The organism is Ruegeria sp. SAZD013, from assembly GCF_059612525.1.
On the sequence record NZ_JBXWQT010000011.1, the window covers coordinates 18,482 to 39,677 of the forward strand.

23 protein-coding genes are annotated in these 21,196 nt (G+C 58.4%); 17 read left to right on the forward strand and 6 right to left on the reverse strand.

Annotation, left to right across the window (positions count from 1 at the left end; all coding sequences use genetic code 11):
- Window positions 1-64 precede the first annotated feature (64 nt).
- The 17 genes from secY to AC2FLU_RS01715 all read left to right on the forward strand — a co-directional run bounded on the left by secY (window position 65) and on the right by AC2FLU_RS01715 (window position 15,788).
- The gene (secY, locus tag AC2FLU_RS01635; RefSeq protein ID WP_480474046.1) at window positions 65-1,429 is read left to right on the forward strand and encodes a preprotein translocase subunit SecY; all 1,365 of its coding nucleotides are present in this window, start codon (window positions 65-67) and stop codon (window positions 1,427-1,429) included.
- On the forward strand, window positions 1,426-2,070 hold the full coding sequence (locus AC2FLU_RS01640; RefSeq protein ID WP_267363761.1) for an adenylate kinase: 645 nt from the start codon (window positions 1,426-1,428) through the stop codon (window positions 2,068-2,070). The genes secY and AC2FLU_RS01640 overlap by 4 nt, the downstream gene beginning before the upstream one ends.
- 16 nt (window positions 2,071-2,086) lie before the next feature.
- Window positions 2,087-2,446: a hypothetical protein gene (locus AC2FLU_RS01645; RefSeq protein WP_480901035.1), complete on the forward strand. Its 360-nt coding sequence runs from the start codon at window positions 2,087-2,089 to the stop codon at window positions 2,444-2,446.
- Window positions 2,447-2,710: 264 nt separating this feature from the next.
- The gene (gene rpsM, locus AC2FLU_RS01650) at window positions 2,711-3,079 is read left to right on the forward strand and encodes a 30S ribosomal protein S13 (RefSeq protein ID WP_209505862.1); all 369 of its coding nucleotides are present in this window, start codon (window positions 2,711-2,713) and stop codon (window positions 3,077-3,079) included.
- 15 nt (window positions 3,080-3,094) lie between these two features.
- Complete coding sequence (gene rpsK, locus AC2FLU_RS01655; protein WP_170462414.1) at window positions 3,095-3,484, forward strand: 30S ribosomal protein S11; 390 nt, start codon at window positions 3,095-3,097, stop codon at window positions 3,482-3,484.
- Between the two features lie 114 nt (window positions 3,485-3,598).
- Window positions 3,599-4,615 (forward strand): DNA-directed RNA polymerase subunit alpha, encoded by a 1,017-nt coding sequence (locus AC2FLU_RS01660; protein WP_480474044.1) that lies wholly within the window; start codon window positions 3,599-3,601, stop codon window positions 4,613-4,615.
- Between the two features lie 175 nt (window positions 4,616-4,790).
- Entirely contained in the window at window positions 4,791-5,213 is a 423-nt protein-coding gene (gene rplQ / locus AC2FLU_RS01665; protein ID WP_480474043.1) for a 50S ribosomal protein L17, read from the forward strand.
- A gap of 109 nt (window positions 5,214-5,322) precedes the next feature.
- Window positions 5,323-5,730 (forward strand): hypothetical protein, encoded by a 408-nt coding sequence (locus AC2FLU_RS01670; RefSeq protein WP_480554834.1) that lies wholly within the window; start codon window positions 5,323-5,325, stop codon window positions 5,728-5,730.
- 65 nt (window positions 5,731-5,795) lie between these two features.
- Window positions 5,796-7,181, forward strand: a complete 1,386-nt coding sequence (locus tag AC2FLU_RS01675; RefSeq protein ID WP_480496029.1) for a trypsin-like peptidase domain-containing protein — start codon at window positions 5,796-5,798, stop codon at window positions 7,179-7,181.
- A gap of 3 nt (window positions 7,182-7,184) precedes the next feature.
- Window positions 7,185-8,495, forward strand: a complete 1,311-nt coding sequence (locus AC2FLU_RS01680) for a replication-associated recombination protein A (protein ID WP_480554832.1) — start codon at window positions 7,185-7,187, stop codon at window positions 8,493-8,495.
- A gap of 186 nt (window positions 8,496-8,681) precedes the next feature.
- Window positions 8,682-9,725 (forward strand): RluA family pseudouridine synthase, encoded by a 1,044-nt coding sequence (locus tag AC2FLU_RS01685; protein ID WP_480554831.1) that lies wholly within the window; start codon window positions 8,682-8,684, stop codon window positions 9,723-9,725.
- A complete protein-coding gene (locus tag AC2FLU_RS01690) occupies window positions 9,722-10,393 on the forward strand; it encodes an HAD-IA family hydrolase (RefSeq protein ID WP_496809504.1) in 672 nt (223 codons plus the stop codon). The genes AC2FLU_RS01685 and AC2FLU_RS01690 overlap by 4 nt, the downstream gene beginning before the upstream one ends.
- A 3-nt stretch (window positions 10,394-10,396) precedes the next feature.
- Window positions 10,397-11,104, forward strand: coding sequence for an ATP12 family chaperone protein (locus AC2FLU_RS01695; protein ID WP_480554828.1), 708 nt, complete (start codon window positions 10,397-10,399; stop codon window positions 11,102-11,104).
- Between the two features lie 205 nt (window positions 11,105-11,309).
- On the forward strand, window positions 11,310-12,326 hold the full coding sequence (locus AC2FLU_RS01700) for an amino acid ABC transporter substrate-binding protein (RefSeq protein WP_480474036.1): 1,017 nt from the start codon (window positions 11,310-11,312) through the stop codon (window positions 12,324-12,326).
- 123 nt (window positions 12,327-12,449) lie between these two features.
- Window positions 12,450-13,682, forward strand: coding sequence for an amino acid ABC transporter permease (locus AC2FLU_RS01705; protein WP_480624202.1), 1,233 nt, complete (start codon window positions 12,450-12,452; stop codon window positions 13,680-13,682).
- Between the two features lie 3 nt (window positions 13,683-13,685).
- Window positions 13,686-14,984, forward strand: a complete 1,299-nt coding sequence (locus tag AC2FLU_RS01710; protein WP_480607394.1) for an amino acid ABC transporter permease — start codon at window positions 13,686-13,688, stop codon at window positions 14,982-14,984.
- 12 nt (window positions 14,985-14,996) lie between these two features.
- A complete protein-coding gene (locus AC2FLU_RS01715; RefSeq protein WP_480484762.1) occupies window positions 14,997-15,788 on the forward strand; it encodes an amino acid ABC transporter ATP-binding protein in 792 nt (263 codons plus the stop codon).
- 44 nt (window positions 15,789-15,832) lie between these two features.
- Here AC2FLU_RS01715 and AC2FLU_RS01720 read toward each other — a convergent pair whose 3' ends face one another.
- Genes AC2FLU_RS01720 through yidC form a run of 6 tightly spaced genes read right to left on the reverse strand, consistent with a single transcriptional unit; the run spans window position 15,833 to window position 21,173 of the window.
- Entirely contained in the window at window positions 15,833-16,330 is a 498-nt protein-coding gene (locus AC2FLU_RS01720; protein WP_480520349.1) for a SixA phosphatase family protein, read from the reverse strand.
- Window positions 16,327-17,013, reverse strand: coding sequence for a ferredoxin (locus tag AC2FLU_RS01725; RefSeq protein WP_496811770.1), 687 nt, complete (start codon window positions 17,011-17,013; stop codon window positions 16,327-16,329). The genes AC2FLU_RS01720 and AC2FLU_RS01725 overlap by 4 nt, the downstream gene beginning before the upstream one ends.
- 22 nt (window positions 17,014-17,035) lie before the next feature.
- Window positions 17,036-17,899, reverse strand: a complete 864-nt coding sequence (gene argB, locus AC2FLU_RS01730; RefSeq protein ID WP_480474030.1) for an acetylglutamate kinase — start codon at window positions 17,897-17,899, stop codon at window positions 17,036-17,038.
- A 60-nt stretch (window positions 17,900-17,959) separates the two neighbouring features.
- On the reverse strand, window positions 17,960-18,613 hold the full coding sequence (yihA, locus tag AC2FLU_RS01735; protein ID WP_480474029.1) for a ribosome biogenesis GTP-binding protein YihA/YsxC: 654 nt from the start codon (window positions 18,611-18,613) through the stop codon (window positions 17,960-17,962).
- A complete protein-coding gene (locus AC2FLU_RS01740; protein WP_496811771.1) occupies window positions 18,610-19,347 on the reverse strand; it encodes an MOSC domain-containing protein in 738 nt (245 codons plus the stop codon). The genes yihA and AC2FLU_RS01740 overlap by 4 nt, the downstream gene beginning before the upstream one ends.
- Entirely contained in the window at window positions 19,344-21,173 is a 1,830-nt protein-coding gene (gene yidC, locus AC2FLU_RS01745; protein ID WP_496811772.1) for a membrane protein insertase YidC, read from the reverse strand. Before yidC ends, AC2FLU_RS01740 begins: the two co-directional genes overlap by 4 nt.
- Window positions 21,174-21,196 lie beyond the last annotated feature (23 nt).

Genomic DNA, 21,196 nt, shown 5'->3' on the forward strand with positions numbered 1-21,196 from the left:
TCCAAGACGCCGTCCGAGCCGGAAAACGGTTCCGGGCGGCGTTTGCATAAGAGAGACCGACTTTATGGTATCAGCAGCAGAACAAATGGCAGCCAACACAAGCTGGGCTGCCCTTGGCAAGGCCACCGATCTGCGCAACCGCATCCTGTTCACGCTGGGTTTGCTGATCGTCTATCGTCTGGGCACCTTCATTCCGGTGCCGGGGATCGACGGAGCAGCATTGCGCGAGTTCATGGAGCAGGCGGGGCAGGGCATCGGCGGTATGGTTTCGATGTTTACAGGCGGGGCGCTTGGCCGAATGGGCATCTTTGCCCTTGGCATCATGCCCTATATCTCGGCCTCGATCATCGTGCAGCTGCTGACGTCGATGGTTCCCGCGCTCGAACAGCTCAAGAAAGAGGGCGAGCAGGGCCGCAAGAAGATCAACCAATACACCCGTTTCGGCACCGTGGCGCTGGCCACCGTCCAGGCCTATGGTCTGGCCGTTTCGCTGGAATCGGGCGATCTGGCGACCGATCCGGGGCTGTATTTCCGCATGTCGACCATGATCACACTGGTCGGCGGCACCATGTTCCTGATGTGGCTGGGTGAGCAGATCACCGCGCGCGGCATCGGCAACGGTATCTCTCTGATCATTTTCGTCGGCATCATCGCCGAGGTCCCCGCCGCCCTGGCGCAGTTCTTCGCGTCGGGCCGTTCGGGCGCAATCAGCCCCGCCGTGATCGTTGGCGTGATCGTGATGGTGATTGCCGTCATCATGTTCGTGGTCTTCATGGAACGGGCGCTGCGAAAGATTCATATTCAGTACCCGCGCCGTCAGGCCGGGATGAAAATCTACGAAGGCGGCTCCAGCCACTTGCCGGTCAAGGTCAACCCCGCGGGCGTGATCCCGGCGATCTTTGCCAGCTCGCTGCTGCTGCTGCCGGTGACGATCTCGACCTTCTCGTCGGGCGCGGCAAATGGGCCGGTCATGTCGTGGCTGCTGGCCAATTTCGGCCCCGGACAGCCGCTGTATCTGCTGTTCTTCGCGTCGATGATCGTGTTCTTTGCGTATTTCTACACGTTCAACGTGTCGTTCAAACCGGATGATGTGGCGGACAACCTGAAAAAGCAGAACGGGTTCGTGCCCGGTATCCGCCCGGGTAAGAAAACCGCCGAGTATCTGGAATACGTGGTCAACCGCGTGCTGGTTCTGGGGTCGGCCTATCTGGCACTGGTCTGCCTGCTGCCCGAGATTCTGCGCAACCAGTTTGCCATCCCGTTCTATTTCGGCGGCACCTCGGTTCTGATTATCGTCTCCGTGACCATGGATACGATCCAGCAGGTTCAGAGCCATCTTCTGGCGCATCAATACGAAGGGCTTATCGAAAAGTCTCAACTGCGCGGCAAAAGCAAGAAACGCGGCAGGAAGGGACCCTCTCGTCGATGAATATCATTCTGTTGGGCCCCCCGGGGGCTGGGAAAGGAACGCAGGCCCGTCACCTGGTGGAAACACGCGGCATGGTGCAGCTCAGCACGGGCGACATGCTGCGCGAAGCCAAGACCTCGGGCACCGAGATGGGCCGGAAGGTTGCGGCGATCATGGATGCGGGCAAGCTGGTCACCGATGAAATCGTGATCGGCCTGATCGAAGAGAAACTGACCACCGAAACAGGGGCCGGTTTCATCTTTGACGGCTTTCCCCGCACGCTGGCGCAGGCCGATGCTCTGGCCGCTTTGCTGGCCAAGCTGGGCCAGTCGCTGCACACCGTGATCGAGATGCGCGTTGATGACGACGCGCTGGTGGGCCGGATCACCGCACGCTCAACCTGTGGCGGATGTGGTGAAGTCTATAACGACAACACCAAGCCAATTCCGGCGGATGGCAAATGCACCAATTGCGGCAAGGAAAATGACTTCCAGCGCCGCGCCGATGACAACGAAGACAGCCTGCGCACACGGTTGATGGAGTACTATAAAAAGACCTCGCCGCTGATCGGTTATTACTACGCCAAGGGCGATCTGCGTCCGGTGAATGGGCTGGCGGATATCAAGGAAGTCACCGCGTCGATCGAGGCGATACTGGGTTAGTCCGCCGGGACTTCGTATGATTTATCGAAACGCAGCTGTGCCTCCTGAATTGGAGCCAAAGATTGATCTTTATAGAGATCTTTTGGAAGAGGGGCGCAGCCTTTTCATAAAGTCTACGAAGCGATGGTTCTTGCTTGGATTACCCATCGTTGCATTGTGGCTGTTCTTGGCAGAGTACATTTTGCAGCATATCAGCGTGTCTCTGTTTTACCTCCTTACTGTATTTGGTCTACCTGCTTTGATCACGTGGGACATCCGTCGTAAGCGTGATGCTTTGCAAAACCAGATTTTAGCTATTCAGTATGAGTTTCAACGAATGGGATTGAGCATCGCTCACGATCCAGGGTCAAACATCAGCGTTGATAAGTGGTCTTAACTGCTCCAAAGTTCGCGATATCTAGGCTTTTGAGTTCTCTGTAATTACCATCGAGATTGATGGTCCTCGTTTCGGACTTGACGCCAGCGCCAAAAGCCCATATCGACCCCCATCCCTAAAGGGAATCAAGACCGCATGCGGGATTCGTCCCAATTGCCCCGACCACCTCGAATAATACTGGACCCTCTGGCGTCACTGCCACGGTAAAGTGTTGTGAAAAAAGGTTCCGGAGTTACGGAACCGCAACAAAAAGGAAAGTGACACGTGGCACGTATTGCCGGCGTAAACATCCCGACTGCAAAGCGGGTTCCAATCGCCCTTACATATATCACCGGTATCGGCAACACCTCGGCCAACGCGATCTGCGAAGCCGTGGGCATTGAAGCGCACCGCCGCGTCAATGAACTGTCGGATGCCGAAGTTCTGGCCATCCGCGAACATATCGACGCCAACTACACCGTCGAAGGTGACCTGCGTCGCGAAGTTCAGATGAACGTCAAGCGTCTGATGGACCTGGGCTGCTATCGCGGTCTGCGTCACCGCCGCAACCTGCCGGTTCGCGGTCAGCGTACCCACACCAACGCTCGTACCCGCAAAGGCCCCGCAAAGGCCATTGCCGGTAAGAAGAAATAAGGGAGGGTCTGACCGATGGCACGCGATAAGACTCGCATCAAGCGCAAAGAGCGCAAGAACATCGCATCGGGCGTTGCCCATGTGAACTCGACCTTCAACAACACCAAGATCCTGATCTCGGACGTACAGGGCAACGCCATCTCGTGGTCGTCTGCCGGTACCATGGGCTTCAAGGGATCGCGGAAATCTACCCCGTATGCCGCGCAGATGGCTGCGGAAGACGCAGGCAAGAAAGCGCAGGAACATGGCGTCAAGACGCTGGAAGTCGAAGTTCAAGGCCCCGGTTCGGGTCGTGAGTCGGCTCTGCGCGCACTGGCTGCCGTGGGCTTCAACATCACGTCGATCCGTGACGTGACCCCTATTGCTCACAACGGCTGCCGTCCGCCGAAGCGTCGTCGCGTCTAAGCGATCTGAAATTAAGCTGGGGCTGTGTTTTTACACGGCCCCAGCACGTCATTTTGAACCTCGGGCGTCTGCACCTTGTTGGTCATGGGGCGCGGGCAGGAATGGAGGGATTACATGATCCACAAGAATTGGGCAGAATTGATCAAGCCGACCCAGCTGGAAGCCAAGCCGGGCAATGACCCTGCGCGTCAGGCGACCCTGGTTGCCGAACCGCTGGAGCGTGGTTTTGGTCTGACCCTGGGCAACGCCCTGCGTCGCGTCCTGATGAGCTCGCTGCAAGGCGCGGCCATCACCAGCGTCCAGATCGACAACGTCCTTCACGAGTTCTCCTCGGTTGCGGGCGTGCGTGAAGACGTCACCGACATCATCCTGAACCTCAAGCAGGTTGCCCTGCGCATGGAAGTCGAAGGCCCCAAGCGCCTGTCGATCAATGCCAAAGGTCCGGCAATCGTTACCGCAGGTGACATCAGCGAAAGCGCAGGTATCGAGGTTCTGAACCGCGATCACGTCATCTGTCACCTGGACGACGGCGCCGACCTGTTCATGGAGCTGACCGTCAACACCGGTAAGGGTTACGTTTCGGCTGAAAAGAACAAGCCGGAAGATGCGCCCATCGGCCTGATCCCGATCGACGCGATCTATTCGCCGGTCAAGAAAGTCGCCTATGACGTGCAGCCGACCCGCGAAGGTCAGGTTCTGGACTATGACAAGCTGACCCTGAAGATCGATACCGACGGTTCGATCACTCCCGATGACGCACTGGCCTACGCCGCGCGCATCCTGCAGGATCAGCTTTCGATCTTCGTCAACTTCGACGAGCCGGAATCGGCAAACCGTCAGGACGAAGACGATGGTCTGGAGTTCAACCCGCTGCTGCTGAAGAAAGTGGACGAGCTGGAGCTGTCGGTCCGTTCGGCAAACTGCCTGAAGAACGACAACATCGTCTATATCGGCGACCTGATCCAGAAGACCGAAGCCGAGATGCTGCGCACCCCGAACTTCGGCCGCAAGTCGCTGAACGAGATCAAGGAAGTGCTGTCCGGCATGGGTCTGCACCTCGGCATGGATGTCGAGGATTGGCCGCCCGACAACATCGAAGATCTGGCAAAGAAATTCGAAGACGCATTCTAAGCATCTTCGGCTGTGGCGGCGGGTCCAACCTGCCGTCGCAGGTTTTGTACATTTCGGACCAATGGGGTCTGAAAGCCGGTACAAAACGTACAATCCGGGCAATCCCGCCCCAAGGTGAGCCTCTGACACGCATCGGAGGCCGGACAAAGCAAAACGCGAAAGAAGGAATTGAAAAATGCGTCACGCACGTGGTTACCGCCGCCTGAACCGTACTCATGAGCACCGCAAGGCTCTGTTTGCAAACATGGCTGGCTCGCTCATCGAACATGAGCAGATCAAGACAACTCTGCCCAAGGCAAAAGAACTGCGCCCGATCATCGAAAAGCTGATCACCCTGGGCAAGCGCGGCGACCTGCACGCCCGCCGTCAGGCCGCAGCACAGCTGAAAGAAGACAAAGACGTCGCCAAGCTGTTCGAAGTTCTGGGCCCCCGCTATGCTGAGCGTCAGGGCGGTTATGTCCGCATCCTGAAAGCCGGATTCCGCTATGGTGACATGGCTCCGATGGCGATCATCGAATTCGTCGATCGCGACATCGATGCCAAAGGCGCCGCGGACAAAGCCCGCGCTGCCGCCGAAGAGGCCGCAGCCGAAGAATAAGCACGACGGTCATCGACCTGATGCGCCTGCCCGAGCAATCGGGCGGGCTTTTTTGTGCCTCAGCCAACCAATTGCCTTCATTCGATTTGCGCCATAAGTTCAGGCTGTTATGGCAAGTGAACCCACAGCAGGATACTCGGGCAAACCGCTCTGGGCGAAACTGGGATTCAAACCCGGATACATGGTCCGTACGCTCAACGCCCTTGCCCATTATGCAAACCTGACAGCGGGTGCCGACGGTGTTCTGTTCGACCCCGTAGCCGATCTCGCGGATGCGGTTCACATGTTCCTGAACCACCCGAACCAGATCGCCGAAATGGCCGCTGAGCAAATCGCCCACATACGGCCCGGAGGAATGCTGTGGGTGTCCTGGGCCAAGAAATCTTCGCCACTGCACGCAGGTGTGACCGAGGATATGCTGCGCAGTGAAATCCTGCCGCTGGGCTGGGTCGACGTGCAGGTTTGCGCGGGTGACGCCGATTGGTCCGGGCTCAAGTTCCTGCGCCGCCGAAGCTGAGCGCGCGGCTTGCATTTATCGCCTTTGCCCCGCATATCCCAAGGATGATCTAATCCGGAGCCCCCATGATCCGCGCATCCATTATTTCTCTTATGCTTGTCATGGCCCTGCCAGCATTTGCCGAAACCCGCGTCCCGCAATCACAGTCCGAAATCTCTCTGGGCTTTGCTCCGGTGGTCAAAAAGGCCTCGCCTGCGGTGGTGAATATCTACGCCAAGATCGTGCGGCAGGGGCGGGCCAGCCCGTTTTATTCGGACCCGTTCTTTCGGGATTTCTTCGGCGGCAGCCTGGGAACACCGCAGCCGCGGGTTCAGAATTCGCTGGGCTCCGGGGTCATCCTGTCTGAAGATGGTTACGTTGTGTCCAACTACCATGTTGTAGGCTCGGCGACCGAGATCAGGGTCGTGACAACCGATCGGCGCGAGTTTTCTGCCACGGTCGTACTGGGGCACGAAGAAAGCGATATTGCGATCCTGCGTCTGGAAGAGGCGCAAGATCTGCCCTACCTGACCCTGCGCGATTCCGATCAGGTCGAGGTTGGCGAACTGGCCCTTGCCATCGGCAACCCGTTCGGGGTGGGGCAGACGGTGTCCTCTGGCATCATCTCGGGCTTGGCGCGTACAGGTACGGCGACGGGCAATGCGCGCGGGTATTTCATTCAGACAGATGCAGCGATCAATCCGGGGAATTCCGGCGGTGCGCTGATTGATATGAACGGGGACCTGATCGGGATCAACACGTCTATTCTGACACGCTCGGGCGGGTCGAATGGCATCGGTTTTGCCATCCCCGCAAATCTTGTGGCCGAGTTCCTGAAACAGGCACAGCAGGGCAATGACAGTTTTGTCAGCCCTTGGGCAGGCATGACCGGTCAGCATATGAGCGCGGATATTGCTGAATCCCTTGGTCTTGCCATCCCACTGGGTGTTGTCATCTCGGACCTGCATGACCTTAGCCCGCTGCGCGAGGCGGGGCTTAAGGTGGGGGATGTCGTGACCCATGTGGACGGGGACGAAGTGAACTCACCTGCCGAGATGAAGTTTCGCATGTCTGTCGCAGGGGTTGGGGGAACATCGGTTCTGACACGGCTGCGTGGCACCCAGAGCGAAGAGGTTGAGGTGGCACTGATCAAAGCGCCCGAAGTCCCGGCGGCTGAAGAGACGACATTGGATGAAGACACTGTCCTGCCGGGGCTGGTGGTGTCCCGCGTCAACCCTGCGGTGATCTCTGATATGGGCTTGCCACTGTCCCAGACAGGTGTCGTTGTTGTTGATCCCGGTCCCTATGGTGGACGCGCGGGTTTGCGATCGGGGGATATTCTTGAAAGCATCAATTCCAATGACATCGAACGTCCTGGGGATGTAGAGAATGCGCTGACAGATCCGGGTCGTCGTGTGCAGATGGGTCTTCTGCGCGGTGGCCGGTCAGTCTCATTGCGGTTCCGGCTGTAACCCGTGAGCGATCTGTTCGATACCGGGCCAACGGAACCCACCGCTGCGCCACACCGTCCCCTGGCGGACCGGTTGCGCCCGCAGACTCTTGCCGAGGTCATCGGTCAGGAACAGGTTCTTGGCCCGAATGCGCCGCTGGGGGTCATGCTGGCGTCGGGCAGTCTGTCCAGCCTGATCTTCTGGGGGCCGCCCGGTGTCGGAAAGACGACGATCGCACGGTTGCTGGCGCAGGAAACCGATCTGCATTTCGTTCAGATCAGTGCGATTTTCACCGGTGTGCCGGATTTGAAGAAGGTTTTCGAAGCGGCCAAGATCAGGCGTCAGAATGGGCAGGGGACCTTGCTGTTCGTGGACGAGATTCACCGCTTCAACAAGGCACAGCAGGACGGTTTTCTGCCGCATATGGAGGACGGCACGATCCTTCTTGTCGGGGCAACGACCGAGAACCCGTCCTTTGAGCTGAACGCCGCTGTTCTCAGCCGGTCGCAGGTTCTGGTGCTGGAACGGCTTGGCCTTTCCGATCTTGAACGCCTGACCCAGCGTGCCGAAAAAGAGCTGGGCCGCGCGTTGCCGTTGACACCCGCAGCCCGCGATGCGTTGCAGGAAATGGCCGATGGGGACGGACGGGCGTTGTTGAACCTGATCGAACAGGTTTCGGCTTGGAAGGTTGATGCGCCGTTGGACACGGACGCGCTGTCGACGCGTCTGATGCGGCGGGCGGCGAAATATGACAAGTCGGGCGATGAACATTACAACCTGATTTCAGCCCTGCACAAATCGGTACGCGGGTCCGACCCGGACGCGGCGCTGTACTGGTTCGCGCGAATGCTGACAGGGGGCGAAGACCCGCGCTATCTGGCGCGTCGGATCACACGGATGGCGGTCGAGGATATCGGTCTGGCCGACCCGCAGGCGCAGGCCATATGCCTGCAATCCTGGGAAACGTATGAGCGGCTCGGCTCCCCCGAAGGTGAGCTGGCGCTGGCGCAGGCGCTGGTCTATCTGGCCCTGGCCCCGAAATCCAACGGCGCCTATGTCGGCTATAAGGCAGCGATGCGGCTGGCCAAGCAATCGGGAAGCGAGCCACCGCCCAAACATATCCTGAATGCCCCCACATCACTGATGAAGGATCAGGGATATGGTGCCGGCTACGCGTATGACCATGACGCCGAAGACGGGTTTTCCGGTCAGAACTATTTCCCCGAAACGATGAAACGCCCGGTTCTGTATCAACCGGTCGAGCGTGGGTTCGAGCGTGAGCTGAAAAAGCGCCTCGATTACTTCGCCAAGCTTCGGACCCAGCGCAACAGCTAGGCTGGCTGGGAATGCACTGATCGTGCCGAGAAGTGGCGGGCGGCGCTGAGCCCTCGCGAACGCCAAAGGTTCCTGTCTGATACCTTGACTCTTGCCGCGTTGCGCGCGAGAGACCCCCATGATTTCTGGGATACGGACAAAGACGCAATCCGGGCGGATCACCCGCGCGGCGCAAGGGGCAATGGCATGAGTGGCGTACAGATGATTACAGTCGCTGAAGGGGACGGCGATCAGCGTGTGGACCGCTGGTTGCGCCGCCTGTTCCCGCATGTCAGCCAGGGCCGCATCGAAAAGATGTGCCGCAAGGGGGAACTGCGCGTGGATGGCAGCCGGGCCAAGGCCTCGACTCGATTGGAGGTCGGGCAGGTGGTTCGTGTGCCGCCGTTGCCGGGGCCAGATCACAAACCGGTTGAGGTCAGGCATCGTATCTCGGATGCGGATGCCAAGATGATCCAGTCCTGCGTGATCTACCGTGATGATCACATTCTGGCCCTGAACAAGCCGCAGGGCCTGCCGGTTCAGGGCGGCAGCGGGCAGACCCGGCATGTCGACAGCCTGTCCGAGGCGTTGCGGTTTGGGTATGACGAAAACCCGCGTCTGGTTCACCGCCTGGACAAGGACACGTCAGGTGTTCTGCTGCTGGCCCGCACGCGCGAAGCCGCAAAGGGGCTGACAGCCGCTTTCCGTCACCGCGACACGCGCAAGATTTACTGGGCGCTGGTTGCGGGTGTCCCGACGCCATATCTGGGAGAAATCAAGACGGGTCTTGTGAAAGCAGCTGGTCATGGCGCGCACGGCGAGGGTGAAAAGATGATCCCCGTCCATATGAACGAGATCGACAGCACCCCCGGTGCGAAACGGGCACATACACATTATGCGACCCTCTACCGCGTGGCCGGGCGCGCCGCTTGGGTGGCGATGGAGCCGATCACGGGCCGCACCCACCAACTGCGCGCGCATATGGCAGCGATCGGGCATCCGATCATCGGCGACGGCAAATACGGTGGCTCGGGGCAGGAAAACCTGGGTGATGGCTGGGGCGCGCAACTGGGTGGGATTATCAGCAAAAAGCTGCATCTGCACGCGCGGCGACTGTCATTCCTGCATCCGACAACGCGCAAACCTGTGATCGTGACAGCGCCCTTGCCGGAACATATGAAACACAGCTGGGACACCTTCGGCTGGACCGAGGATCTGGCCGCCGACGACCCGTTTGAGGCGCTGCAATGAGCGCACCCCTGCGGTTGGTTCTGTTTGATGTAGATGGCACTCTGGTCGACAGTCAGGGCAGTATCGTTCACGCCATGACCACCAGCTTTCAGGCCGCTTCGGTACCTGTACCGACGCGAGAGGTGATCCTGTCCATCGTCGGGCTGTCCCTGCCACATGCCATCGCACGGTTGGTGCCGGACCAATCTTCCTCGGTCCAGAACGATCTCGTTGAAGGGTATAAGGAAGCCTATCACGCGCATCGCTTGGATTTGGGCGCGGCCAGCTCTCCGCTCTATCCCGGTGCAAGAGAGGCGATTGAAGCCTTGCACGCCGTGCCCGAAGTGCTTCTTGGGGTGGCAACCGGCAAATCCCAGCGCGGGCTTGATGCGTTGATCGAAGTGCATGGGCTTGAGCCCTACTTCGTCACCCGACAGGTTGCCGACCACCATCCGTCGAAACCGCATCCATCCATGGTGCAGACTGCGTTGGCCGAGACTGGTGTCGAACCCGACTGCGCGGTGATGGTCGGCGATACAAGCTATGACATGGACATGGCTGCCGCTGCCGGAGTGCGCGGCATCGGCGTGGCATGGGGGTACCATGATCGGTCTGCTTTGACCTCGGCCACCTGCGTGATTGAGACCTTTGACCAGTTACCCAATGCGCTGGCCGGGATATGGAACTGAAACATGAGCGACTGGAAACCGAAACGCTTCTGGAAAGAAAGCCGGATCACCGAAGTCGACGGCGGGTTTACGGTTGAACTGGATGGCCGCCGCGTCAAGACCCCTGCCAAAGCGGCGTTGATCCTGCCGACCCGCGCAATGGCCGAAGCGGTTGCGGCAGAATGGGATGCCCAGCAGAAAGAGGTAGATCCGTCGACAATGCCATGCACCCGTTCAGCGAATGCGGCAATCGACAAGGTTCGGTTCCAGCACGGGGAAGTTGCCGATATGCTTGCGGATTATGGCGATTCCGACCTGCTATGTTATCGGGCGACACACCCGTCAGAGTTGCAGGAACGTCAAAGCGCCGAATGGGACCCGGCGCTGGACTGGGCCGAGGCCGCGCTGTCTGCTCGATTGCAGCCAGTTATCGGTGTGCTGCACAAGCCGCAATCTGATGCTGCCCTGTCGGCGCTGAGTGCTCGCGTCCACGCGCTGGATGCGTTTCAACTGGCGGCGTTCCACGATCTGGTCAGCTTGTCGGGGTCATTGATTCTCGGGTTTGCGGCGGCCATGGATTGGCGCGAACCAGCCGAAATTTGGCGCATTTCGCGGCTGGACGAAACCTGGCAGGTCGAACAATGGGGTCACGATGACGAGGCCCATGTGGTCGCCGAAACGAAGAAAGCCGCGTTTCTGCATGCTAAACGCTTCTTTGATATGTCGGTTTGATCCTTATTTTCCGATTTTTGGCCAAATGTTCAAATTGGTTGGGGTCTGATCCATCGTTTTCGATGATCCGACCCTTGACGTTTGTTTATGAATACGCCCAAACTCAGTGCCACTAAAGGGGAGACACCTTTGGAGTAACCTATCCGGCATCCACTTGCCGGGCAGAGCCGCCTCTGATGGGGCGGGAAATCAGGAAGAGGTAAAAATGAAAAAATCCGTAATCTTGGGCGCGGCAACGATTGCCGGTCTTGCTGCTGGCGCAGCCGTGGCAGGGACCGTTGACGACGTTAAAGCGCGCGGCAAGCTGAACTGTGGTGTGACCACCGGTCTGGTTGGCTTTGCTGCTCCCGATGCCAATGGCGAATGGCAGGGCTTTGACGTATCGCTGTGCCGCGCCGTTGCTGCTGCTGTTCTGGGCGACGCAAGCGCGGTAGAATTCGTTCCGACCACTGGTAAGACACGTTTTACCGCTCTGGCTTCGGGCGAGATCGACATGCTGGCGCGTAACACCACCTGGACCTTCAGCCGCGACGTCGACCTGAAGTTCGAATTCACTGGCGTGAACTACTATGACGGTCAGGGCTTTATGGTTCCCAAGGCACTGGGCGTAAGCTCGGCCAAGGAACTGGACGGCGCAACCGTTTGCATCCAGACCGGCACCACAACCGAGCTGAACTTGGCGGACTTCTTCCGTTCGAACAACATCAGCTACGAACCGGTTCCGATCGAAACCAACGCCGAAGCACAGCAGCAGTATCTGGCTGGCGCATGTGACGTTTACACCACCGACGCTTCGGGTCTGGCGGCAACCCGCGCCACATTCGAAAACCCCGGTGATCACATCCTGCTGCCCGAAATCATCTCGAAAGAGCCGCTGGGCCCGCTGGTCCGTCACGGCGACCACGAGTGGGGCGACGTTGTGCGCTGGACTCTGAACGCGCTGATCTCGGCTGAAGAGCTGGGCGTAACCTCGGCCAATATCGATGAACTGGCCGCTGGCACCGAAAACCCTGAAATCAACCGCCTGCTGGGTACCGAAGGCACCTTGGGCGAGATGCTGGGTCTGAACGCTGACTGGGCAGCCAAGGCGATCAAAGCCGGCGGCAACTATGGCGAAGTGTTTGCCAAGAACATCGGTGAAGAAACTCCGATCGGTCTGGCACGTGGCCTGAACGCACAGTGGACCGAAGGTGGCCTGCTGTACTCGCCGCCGTTCCGCTAATATCGACGGAAAAGGGCGCAGGGCAACCTGCGCCCTTTTTCACTAAAACTTACGCGAACGGACGCAGAGCGAGGACAACCTCGCCACAAAAACAAAGTCCGCAAGCCACGGGGATTCCAAAATATGTCGACTATGACTGACCCGCCGAAAGCTGATTTTCGGCTGTCGATGCTCATAAACGATACCCGCTATCGCTCGATGACATTTCAGGTGATTGCGGCAATCGTTATTGCGCTTAGCATCTGGTATCTGGGCAACAACCTGATCCAGAACCTCAGGGCCGCTGGCCTTAACATTTCCTATTCATTCCTTGGCGATCCGTCTGGGTACGATATCAACCAACGCCTCATTGAATATGACAGCCAGGCCTCTCATGGGCGGGCGGCGATTGTGGGTATTCTTAATACGCTGCTGGTCGCCTTTCTGGCTTGCATAACCGCGACCATCTTTGGTGTTCTCGCGGGGGTTCTGCGCTTGTCCAACAACTGGCTAATCTCAAAGCTGATGGCGTTTTATGTCGAGATCTTCCGGAATATTCCGGTTCTGATCTGGATCCTTATCATCTTCTTCATCATCACCGCTACGATGCCCGCACCAAGGGCCTATTTGGGTGAGGATGCCGATCGTGAAATGGTGCTCGGACTCTTTGCCTTCACCAACCGGGGAATTTACGTACCGCTTCCCTACTTTACAGGTGGTTTTGGCGGCGTTGCGAACTGGTTGCTTGTAATTGCAGTATTGGTCGCGTCCTATTTCTCTACGCGGTTAGTGAAAAAAAACGCCCAGATCAAGCAAGAGGAAACAGGCGTCAGACCGAACACCTTGCTGTTGAACGCTGCGATTTGGTTCTTGCCGGTTATCGTTGTTCTGTTTTTGTTGGGACTGTCATGGGACCTGCCTGATCCTTTGGCCAACCGTTTTAATCTGCGCGGGGGTCTTCAAATCGGTGCACCACTAATCGCATTGTGGTTCGCCCTGTCGATTTACACCGGTGCCTTCATTGCCGAAAACGTACGTGCGGGTATTCAAGCGATCAACAAAGGTCAGACCGAGGCTGCCGCGGCGCTGGGTCTTCGCCCTGGACGGATCATGAACCTCGTGGTCCTGCCGCAGGCGTTGCGGGTGATTATCCCGCCACTGATCTCGCAGTACCTGAACATCACCAAAAACTCGTCGCTGGCGATTGCCGTGGGCTATGCGGATATCACCGCAACGCTGGGTGGTATCACGCTTAACCAGACAGGTCGTGCAATCGAATGTGTTTTGCTGCTGATGCTGTTCTACCTGACAGCCTCGCTGCTGATTTCGACGGTGATGAACATCTACAACGCATCCGTCAAGTTGAAGGAGCGCTGAGCCATGAGTGATCAAACGACGAATTCGATCGCCTTCGTGGCCGAAGGCACAATCCCCCCCTCACCGCCCCCGGCAAACGAGGTCGGTGTGGCCAAGTGGATGCGCGAGAACTTGTTCTCGGGTGTGGCCAACACGATCCTGACGGTGATCTCGCTGATCCTGATCTACCTCATTTTGAATAACACGCTACCGTGGATTCTGAATGGAGTTTGGAATGCGAACTCGCTGGCGGAATGCCGCGAAATTCTGGCAGGAAAGACTGGTGCCTGTTTCGCCGTCCTGACCGAACGTTGGCCGCAACTGATCTACGGCTTCAAGTACCCGGCCGAAGAATACTGGCGCCCGAATCTGGCCTTTGTGCTGATGCTGGTGGCATTTGCGCCGGTGCTGTTCTTCGACCTGCCGCGCAAGATGCTTATCTTCACAGCGCTCTACCCGTTCATTGCGTTCTGGCTGATCTGGGGTGGTACCATTCTAGTTCCGTTTGCGGCTCTGCTGGGTTGCGTGGCCGGTGGTGCCGTGTTCCAGAAATTCGGCAAGAACAGCTTTGCGGCAGGTTTCTTTGGCGCCATCATCGTCGCGCTTGTCGTCTGGAAGATCGGTGGGGCGCTGATCCCTGAAGGGGCGTCAGAGAACGCAATGCTCTCCGCCGTTCCCAGCCGTGATCTGGGTGGCTTCATGCTGAACATGATGCTGGGAGTCACCTGTGTGTCGCTGTCAGTTCCGCTTGGCATCGCCCTTGCGCTGGGCCGTCAGTCCGACATGCCGCTGATCAAGTGGGTTAGCGTCATCTTCATCGAATTCATCCGTGGCGTGCCTCTGATCACGCTGCTGTTCGTGGCTTCGGTGATGCTGTCGTACTTCTTCCCACCTGAAAGCACAGTTGATCTGTTCCTGCGCGTTGTGATCATGATCACAATGTTCTCGGCCGCCTATATCGCCGAGGTGATCCGCGGCGGTTTGGCAGCGCTTCCACGTGGACAGTATGAGGCAGCAGACAGCCTTGGTCTGGATTACCCTCAGGCGATGCGTCTGATCATCCTGCCGCAGGCTCTGAAGATCTCGATCCCTGGTATCGTGAATGTGGCCGTTGGCCTGTTCAAGGACACCACACTGGTTTCGGTCATTTCGATGTTCGATCTGGTGGGTATGATCAGGGGACCCATCCTGGCGTCGACCGAGTGGAACGGCGTCTATTGGGAGCTTCTGGGCTTTGCCGCGCTTCTGTTCTTCGTCGTCTGCTACGGCATCTCTCAATATTCTCAGTGGCTCGAGCGTCGCCTTGCCACGGATCATCGTTAAGGAGTTCAACACATGTCTGAACTTGCAATTGACCGCGAAATCGACCGTTCCAAAATGCAGGTGAGCGACGAGGTTGCCATCGAAATAACCAACATGAACAAGTGGTACGGGTCCTTTCACGTGCTGCGCGACATCAATCTGACCGTCAACCAAGGCGAGCGGATTGTTATCGCGGGCCCGTCTGGATCGGGGAAATCCACCCTAATCCGCTGCCTGAACGCGCTGGAGGAACACCAGCAGGGCACGATCATCGTGGATGGGACCGAGTTGTCGAATGACCTCAAGAACATCGACAAGATCCGGTCCGAGGTTGGCATGGTGTTCCAGCACTTCAACCTGTTCCCGCACCTGACCATTCTGGAGAACTGCACGCTGGCGCCGATCTGGGTGCGCAAGACGCCCAAGAAAGAGGCCGAAGAGCGCGCGATGCATTTCCTGGAGAAGGTGAAAATCCCCGAGCAGGCCGACAAGTATCCTGGTCAGCTTTCGGGTGGTCAGCAGCAGCGTGTGGCGATCGCCCGCTCACTGTGCATGATGCCGCGGATCATGTTGTTCGACGAACCGACATCGGCGTTGGACCCGGAGATGATCAAAGAGGTGCTCGACACCATGATCGAACTGGCCGAGGAAGGCATGACCATGCTGTGCGTGACGCACGAGATGGGCTTTGCCCGTCAGGTTGCCAACCGCGTGATCTTCATGGATGCGGGCCAGATCGTGGAACAGAACGAACCGGAAGAGTTCTTCAACAACCCGCAAAGTGAGCGGACCAAACTGTTCCTCAGCCAGATTCTGGGACACTGAACGTTTCAAGATGGTGGAAAGGCGGGGTTTTGTCCCGCCTTTTTCTATTCCAGCAACTCACGCGCGGTGGTGAAACCCAGCACAGTGCCCGTATGCCAGCGCACGTCCGACCAGCTGTCGGCGTCAAATGTCATCACAGTTGTTGCACAAGTCGGATAGTCTAAAAAGCGCATGTGATCCGGCGACTGTCGCACAAGTTGGCTGGCGAACTCGGCGATGCCGGGGTTATGGCCCAGCATCAATATTACGGGTTCCGTAGCGCCTGCCAATTCACGCAACATGTCTTCTGCGTCGGCGTGGTAGAGCGCTTTGTGAAAGCGGACCTTATCGGCCTTTAACCCCATTCCATCCCATGTCTCGCGGGTGCGGTTAGACGTCGAGCTGAGCACTTCATCCGGCATCCAGCCGTTTTCGCGCAGCCATGCACCAATGGCCGGGGCCGACCTGCGCCCGCGCTTGTTCAGGGGGCGTTCATGATCGGCAAGTCCTGGGTTATCCCAGCTGGATTTTGCGTGTCGCGTCAGGATCAGGGTGCGGGTCATGACGGATGAAAAGCCTTCATATGATGGGCTGATTGTTCGGGGTTGCGCCCTGCGCCCACGCTGAGCGGGCAGGCGAGACGGGCCAGACAGCCGCCTGTCATGCAGGTCTGACCCTCAGCAGTTTCAAGATGGTCGTGGCAGGCAACAAGGTCATAGAAGTTTTGCGCGTTCAGTGCGCCGACAGGGCAAGCTGTCGTGCACGGGGCGGCGCAGGTGTCACAGGGGGAAACGCCGGGCGCCTCAGGGATGGTAAGCTCATGGGCGAAATGCAGTGCGCCGCGATATGAGATCATCATGCCGACCGTGTCATGTACCAAGGCCCCCACCGGGCTGCTGAAGGTGCGTCCCGATTTCAGGGCCCAGTCGATGAAAGGCGCATAGGGTGGATCACCAAAGGGGAAATAGGCCTGTGCACCGAACGTATGTGCCATCTGGCCGACGACTCTGGTTGACCAGCGGTCTACTGGATCAGGCCCCCGCCATTCGGGCGAGGCTTTCAGAGCAGGCCAAAAATCAGAACCCGCGCCCAGCAAGATCAGCGTGCCTGTGTCGAGTTGCCGGGCTGCCACGCGATGGGGATGCAGCGCGCCCATGACAATCAACCCCGCCTGACGCGCCGCGTGTTCAACGCGGCCATAAGTTCCCGCATCCGCGCCAGAGGAAGGTCGCGCGAGATCTGTCATCTTCCCTCGGCTGTTGCAGTGATCAGTCTGGCCGTATCAGAGACCCGGCGCCATGTTCTGTGAACAGTTCAAGCAGAACCGCATTTGGCGCACGCCCGTCAAGTATCACGACGGCCCGAACGCCGCTGCGCAGGGCGTCCAGGGCAGTTTCGGTCTTGGGGATCATGCCGCCTGCGATGGTGCCTTCGCGGGTCATCTCGCGGATCTGGCCGGCTTTCAGCTCGGTCACCACTTCACCAGCCGCGTTCTTGACGCCCGAGACATCAGTCAGCAGCAGAAGGCGGTCAGCTTTCAATGCCGAGGCAATCGCCCCGGCTGCCGTATCGCCGTTCACGTTGAACGTTTCACCCTCACGGCCCGCACCCAGCGGGGCGATTACCGGGATCACATCATGTGAGAACAGATCATGCAGGATTTTCGGGTTCATCTCGGCAGGGGTGCCGACATAACCCAGCGACGCATCCGTCTGGTCGCAGATCATCAGGTTTGCATCCTTGCCCGACAAACCCACGGCCGAACCGCCCTGACCATTGATCGCCTGAACGATGCGCTTGTTCACCAGGCCAGACAGAACCATCTCGACAACTTCGACGGTTGCCGTGTCAGTCACGCGCTTGCCGTTCACAAAGTCGGACTGGATATTCAGCTTGTCCAGCATCGCGTTGATCATCGGACCACCGCCATGCACAACGACGGGGTTCACGCCGACCTGACGCATCAAGACGACATCGCGCGCAAAGCTCTCCATCGCCTCGTCACTGCCCATGGCGTGCCCGCCCAGCTTGATGACGACGATGGCTCCATCATAGCGCTGCAGATAGGGCAATGCGCTGTTCAGGGTTGCTGCGGTGGCGATCCAGTCCCGGTTCATGTCTCGTGTCTTCATTGCTAAGGTCCCTCTGACCGTCCGTGTTAGGGCCTTTGCACCGCGCTGCCAAGGGCGAAGCTATTCCAGATGTGCAATGATCGAGCGCAGGGTCGGAATCCCGTCGCCTTTTTCGGACGAAGTCAGGACGATTTCCGGGAATGCTGCGGGATGTTTGGACAAGGCCGCGCGGGTTTGCTCCAGAACCTTTTCGCGCTCGTTGGCCTTGACCTTGTCAGCCTTGGTGAGAACGCATTGAAAGGTCACGGCACTGGTATCCAGCAATTTCATGATTTCAGCGTCGACCGGTTTTACCCCGTGTCGTGCGTCGATCAGGACAAAGGCACGGCGCAGTGTCTGACGACCGCTCAGGTATTGCTTGAGAAGCTTCTGCCATTTTTCCACCACGTTAACCGGTGCATTCGCATACCCATAGCCCGGCAGGTCCACCAGATAGAGGTCGGGGCCTTGCGTGAAGAAGTTGATTTCTTGCGTGCGGCCAGGTGTGTTCGAGGCTCGCGCCAGACCCTTGGTTCCGGTTAGCGCGTTGATCAGGCTGGATTTGCCGACATTCGAGCGTCCGGCAAAGCAAACCTCTAACCGGTCAGGGGCGGGCAGGCCCGTCATGGCGACCACGCCTTTGATAAATTCAGACGGGCCGGCAAACAGTTTGCGACCGCGTTCTTTGGCGAAGTCATCCGGCTCTTCAGCCAGCGGAAACGGAAGCGTGGTCATAGCAACTCCAGCGTATCATTCAGACGGATTTCACCACCCTGAACAACTTCTGCATAAACACCGAAATCCTGATGATCCCAGCTGTTCAGCGCGCCCAAAGTATCCGCGTCGCGTTCGCCGGTTTCCGGATTTGCGGTCGTGGCCAGACAGCGGGTGATACGCTCGCGAACCCGGAGTACGGTTTCGCCAATGCGAAGGTCACGGCCCAGCCAGTCAAATTCATCCCACTCAGGCAGGCCTTCGAACCAGATGTTTCCGCGCCACCGCGCCGCAGACAAAGACTGTCCCAGCTTTTGTTCAACAGCGCGATGAGAGGCCATGTTGCACAGGCTGATTGACGGGAAATCGGTATCGGTCATGCCGCGCCCGGGCACCCGGACAATTCGGGCAGACGCAGCGCGGTCTATAGGCATAAGCGGCTTTACCCAATCCAGGAAAACCGATTCCTCTGTGTCCGGATGAAAGCTCAGATCCGGGCGGTCCGGGTGGCGCAACGTGACCTGCTCGCCGTCCAGTTTCGCCCAAATCGCCATCAGCTTGGGGGCTTTTGAACCGCGGCTGAAATTCACACACGGGGCCCATTCCGTTCCGTCGGTCTTGGCCGCTTCATGGGCAACGGCCCAAACGCGATCCCCGGGCATGGTCTGCCCGGGGTTGAGGGTAATCTGGCTCAGGGCTTCACGCCCATGGCTTTTGATCGGGTGACGCCAAAGGCCTGAAACTGTTCCGCTCATTTCTTGTCCGTGTTCGGCAATCGCTTAAATCCGGATTTGATGTTTCCGAACACGTCCGGCGTATAGCCCTGACTGCGCATGATCAGATACTGTTGGGTAAAGGTGATCGTGTTGTTCGCAATCCAGTACACGACCAGACCGCTGGCAAAACCGCCCAGCATGAACATGAAGACCCACGGCATCCACGCGAAGATCATCGCTTGTGTGGCATCGGTTGGTGCCGGGTTCAATTTCTGTTGCAGCCACATCGAGATTCCCAGCAGCAGCGGCAGAATACCGATAAAGATAAGCGCCATCAGGGTGTCCGGCTGCGGGCCGGCCCAGGGTAGCAAGCCAAAGAGGTTCATGATCGAGGTCGGGTCAGGTGCGCTCAGGTCCTGGAAGGGGCCGAACCACGGTGCCTGACGCAGTTCGATCGTGACGAAGATCACCTTGTACAGTGAAAAGAAGATCGGGATCTGTAACAGGATCGGCAAACAACCGGCAGCGGGGTTCACCTTTTCCTTCTTGTACAGCTCCATCATGCCCTGCTGCATCTTCTGACGGTCGTCGCCCGCGGCTTCCTTCAGGGCTTCCATCTGCGGCTGCAGTTCCTTCATCTTCGCCATCGAGACGTAGGACTTGAAGGCCAGCGGGAACAGGATTGCCTTGATGATCAGCGTCAGGCCGATAATGGACCAACCCATATTGCCGATCAGCGCATGAATGTTGTGCAGCAGCCAGAAAATCGGCTTGGTCAGGAAGAAGAACCAGCCCCAGTCGATGCTGTCGATGAATTTCTGCACACCGTCAGCCTGGTATTCGCGGATGGTCTCCCACTCTTTTGCACCGGCAAACAGCTGGGTTGTCACCTGCTCGGTCGTTCCCGGCGCCACGGTCAGCGTCGGAAGTACCGTTTCTGTCTGGTAAATCTTGCGACGCGAGTCGTATTTGGCAGCCGCCTTGAACGCAGAACCGGGTTCCGGGATCAGCGTGGTCATCCAGAAGTGATCAGTGAACCCGATCCAGCCGTTTTCCTTGACCTGAAACACCTCGGCCTGAGCGCGCTCGTCCGGGTCGATATCGAAATCACGAACGTCGCCATAGTCCACTTCGGTCAGAGTGCCGTCGGCCATACCGATCACACCCTCATGCAGAATGAAGAAGTTCTTCAGGTCCGGCAGGTCCCCGTCTTCGCCAATGCCGTGGCGCGCAAGAATGCCATAAGGTGCCAATCCAATTTCAACCCCGGTGGCGTTTTCGACAGATTGCGTGACCGTGAACATGTAGTTCTCGTCAACCGCGATGGTGCGGCGGAACGTCAGTCCATTGCCGTTTTCCCAGGCCAGCGTCACAGGTGTGTCAACACCCAGGGTTTCGCCCTGCTCAAGCGTCCAGATGGTATTTGGTCCGGGAACATCTGCACCGGTCAGGCCCGCGCCAGGAGCCCAGCCATAGAGGGCGTAATAGGCGGATTGCGATCCGACTGGCGACAACAACTCGACAATCGGAGAATCCTCGGCCAGCGAGACCTTGTAGTCTTTCAATGACAGCTCGTCGATCCGACCGCCAGCAAGCGACAGGCTACCGGTCAGGCGGGGCGTGTCGATATTGATGCGGGGCGCTTCGGCCTCGGGTTCAGCTTCGGCAGCTGCCGCAGTTGCCTCTCCGACAGTACTGGTGTCGGCCGCACTGGGCGTCTGAACCTCACTGCCTTCGACGCTGGTTACTTCAGCCTGATCCGGGGTTGTCGTCTGTTCCGGAGGGGGGAACAGCACGAACCAGACCAGGATCACGAGAAAGCTGAGCGCGGTTGCGAGGATAAGGTTCTTGTTCTGATCGTCCATCGGGGACAGCCACCTTGAGCAGT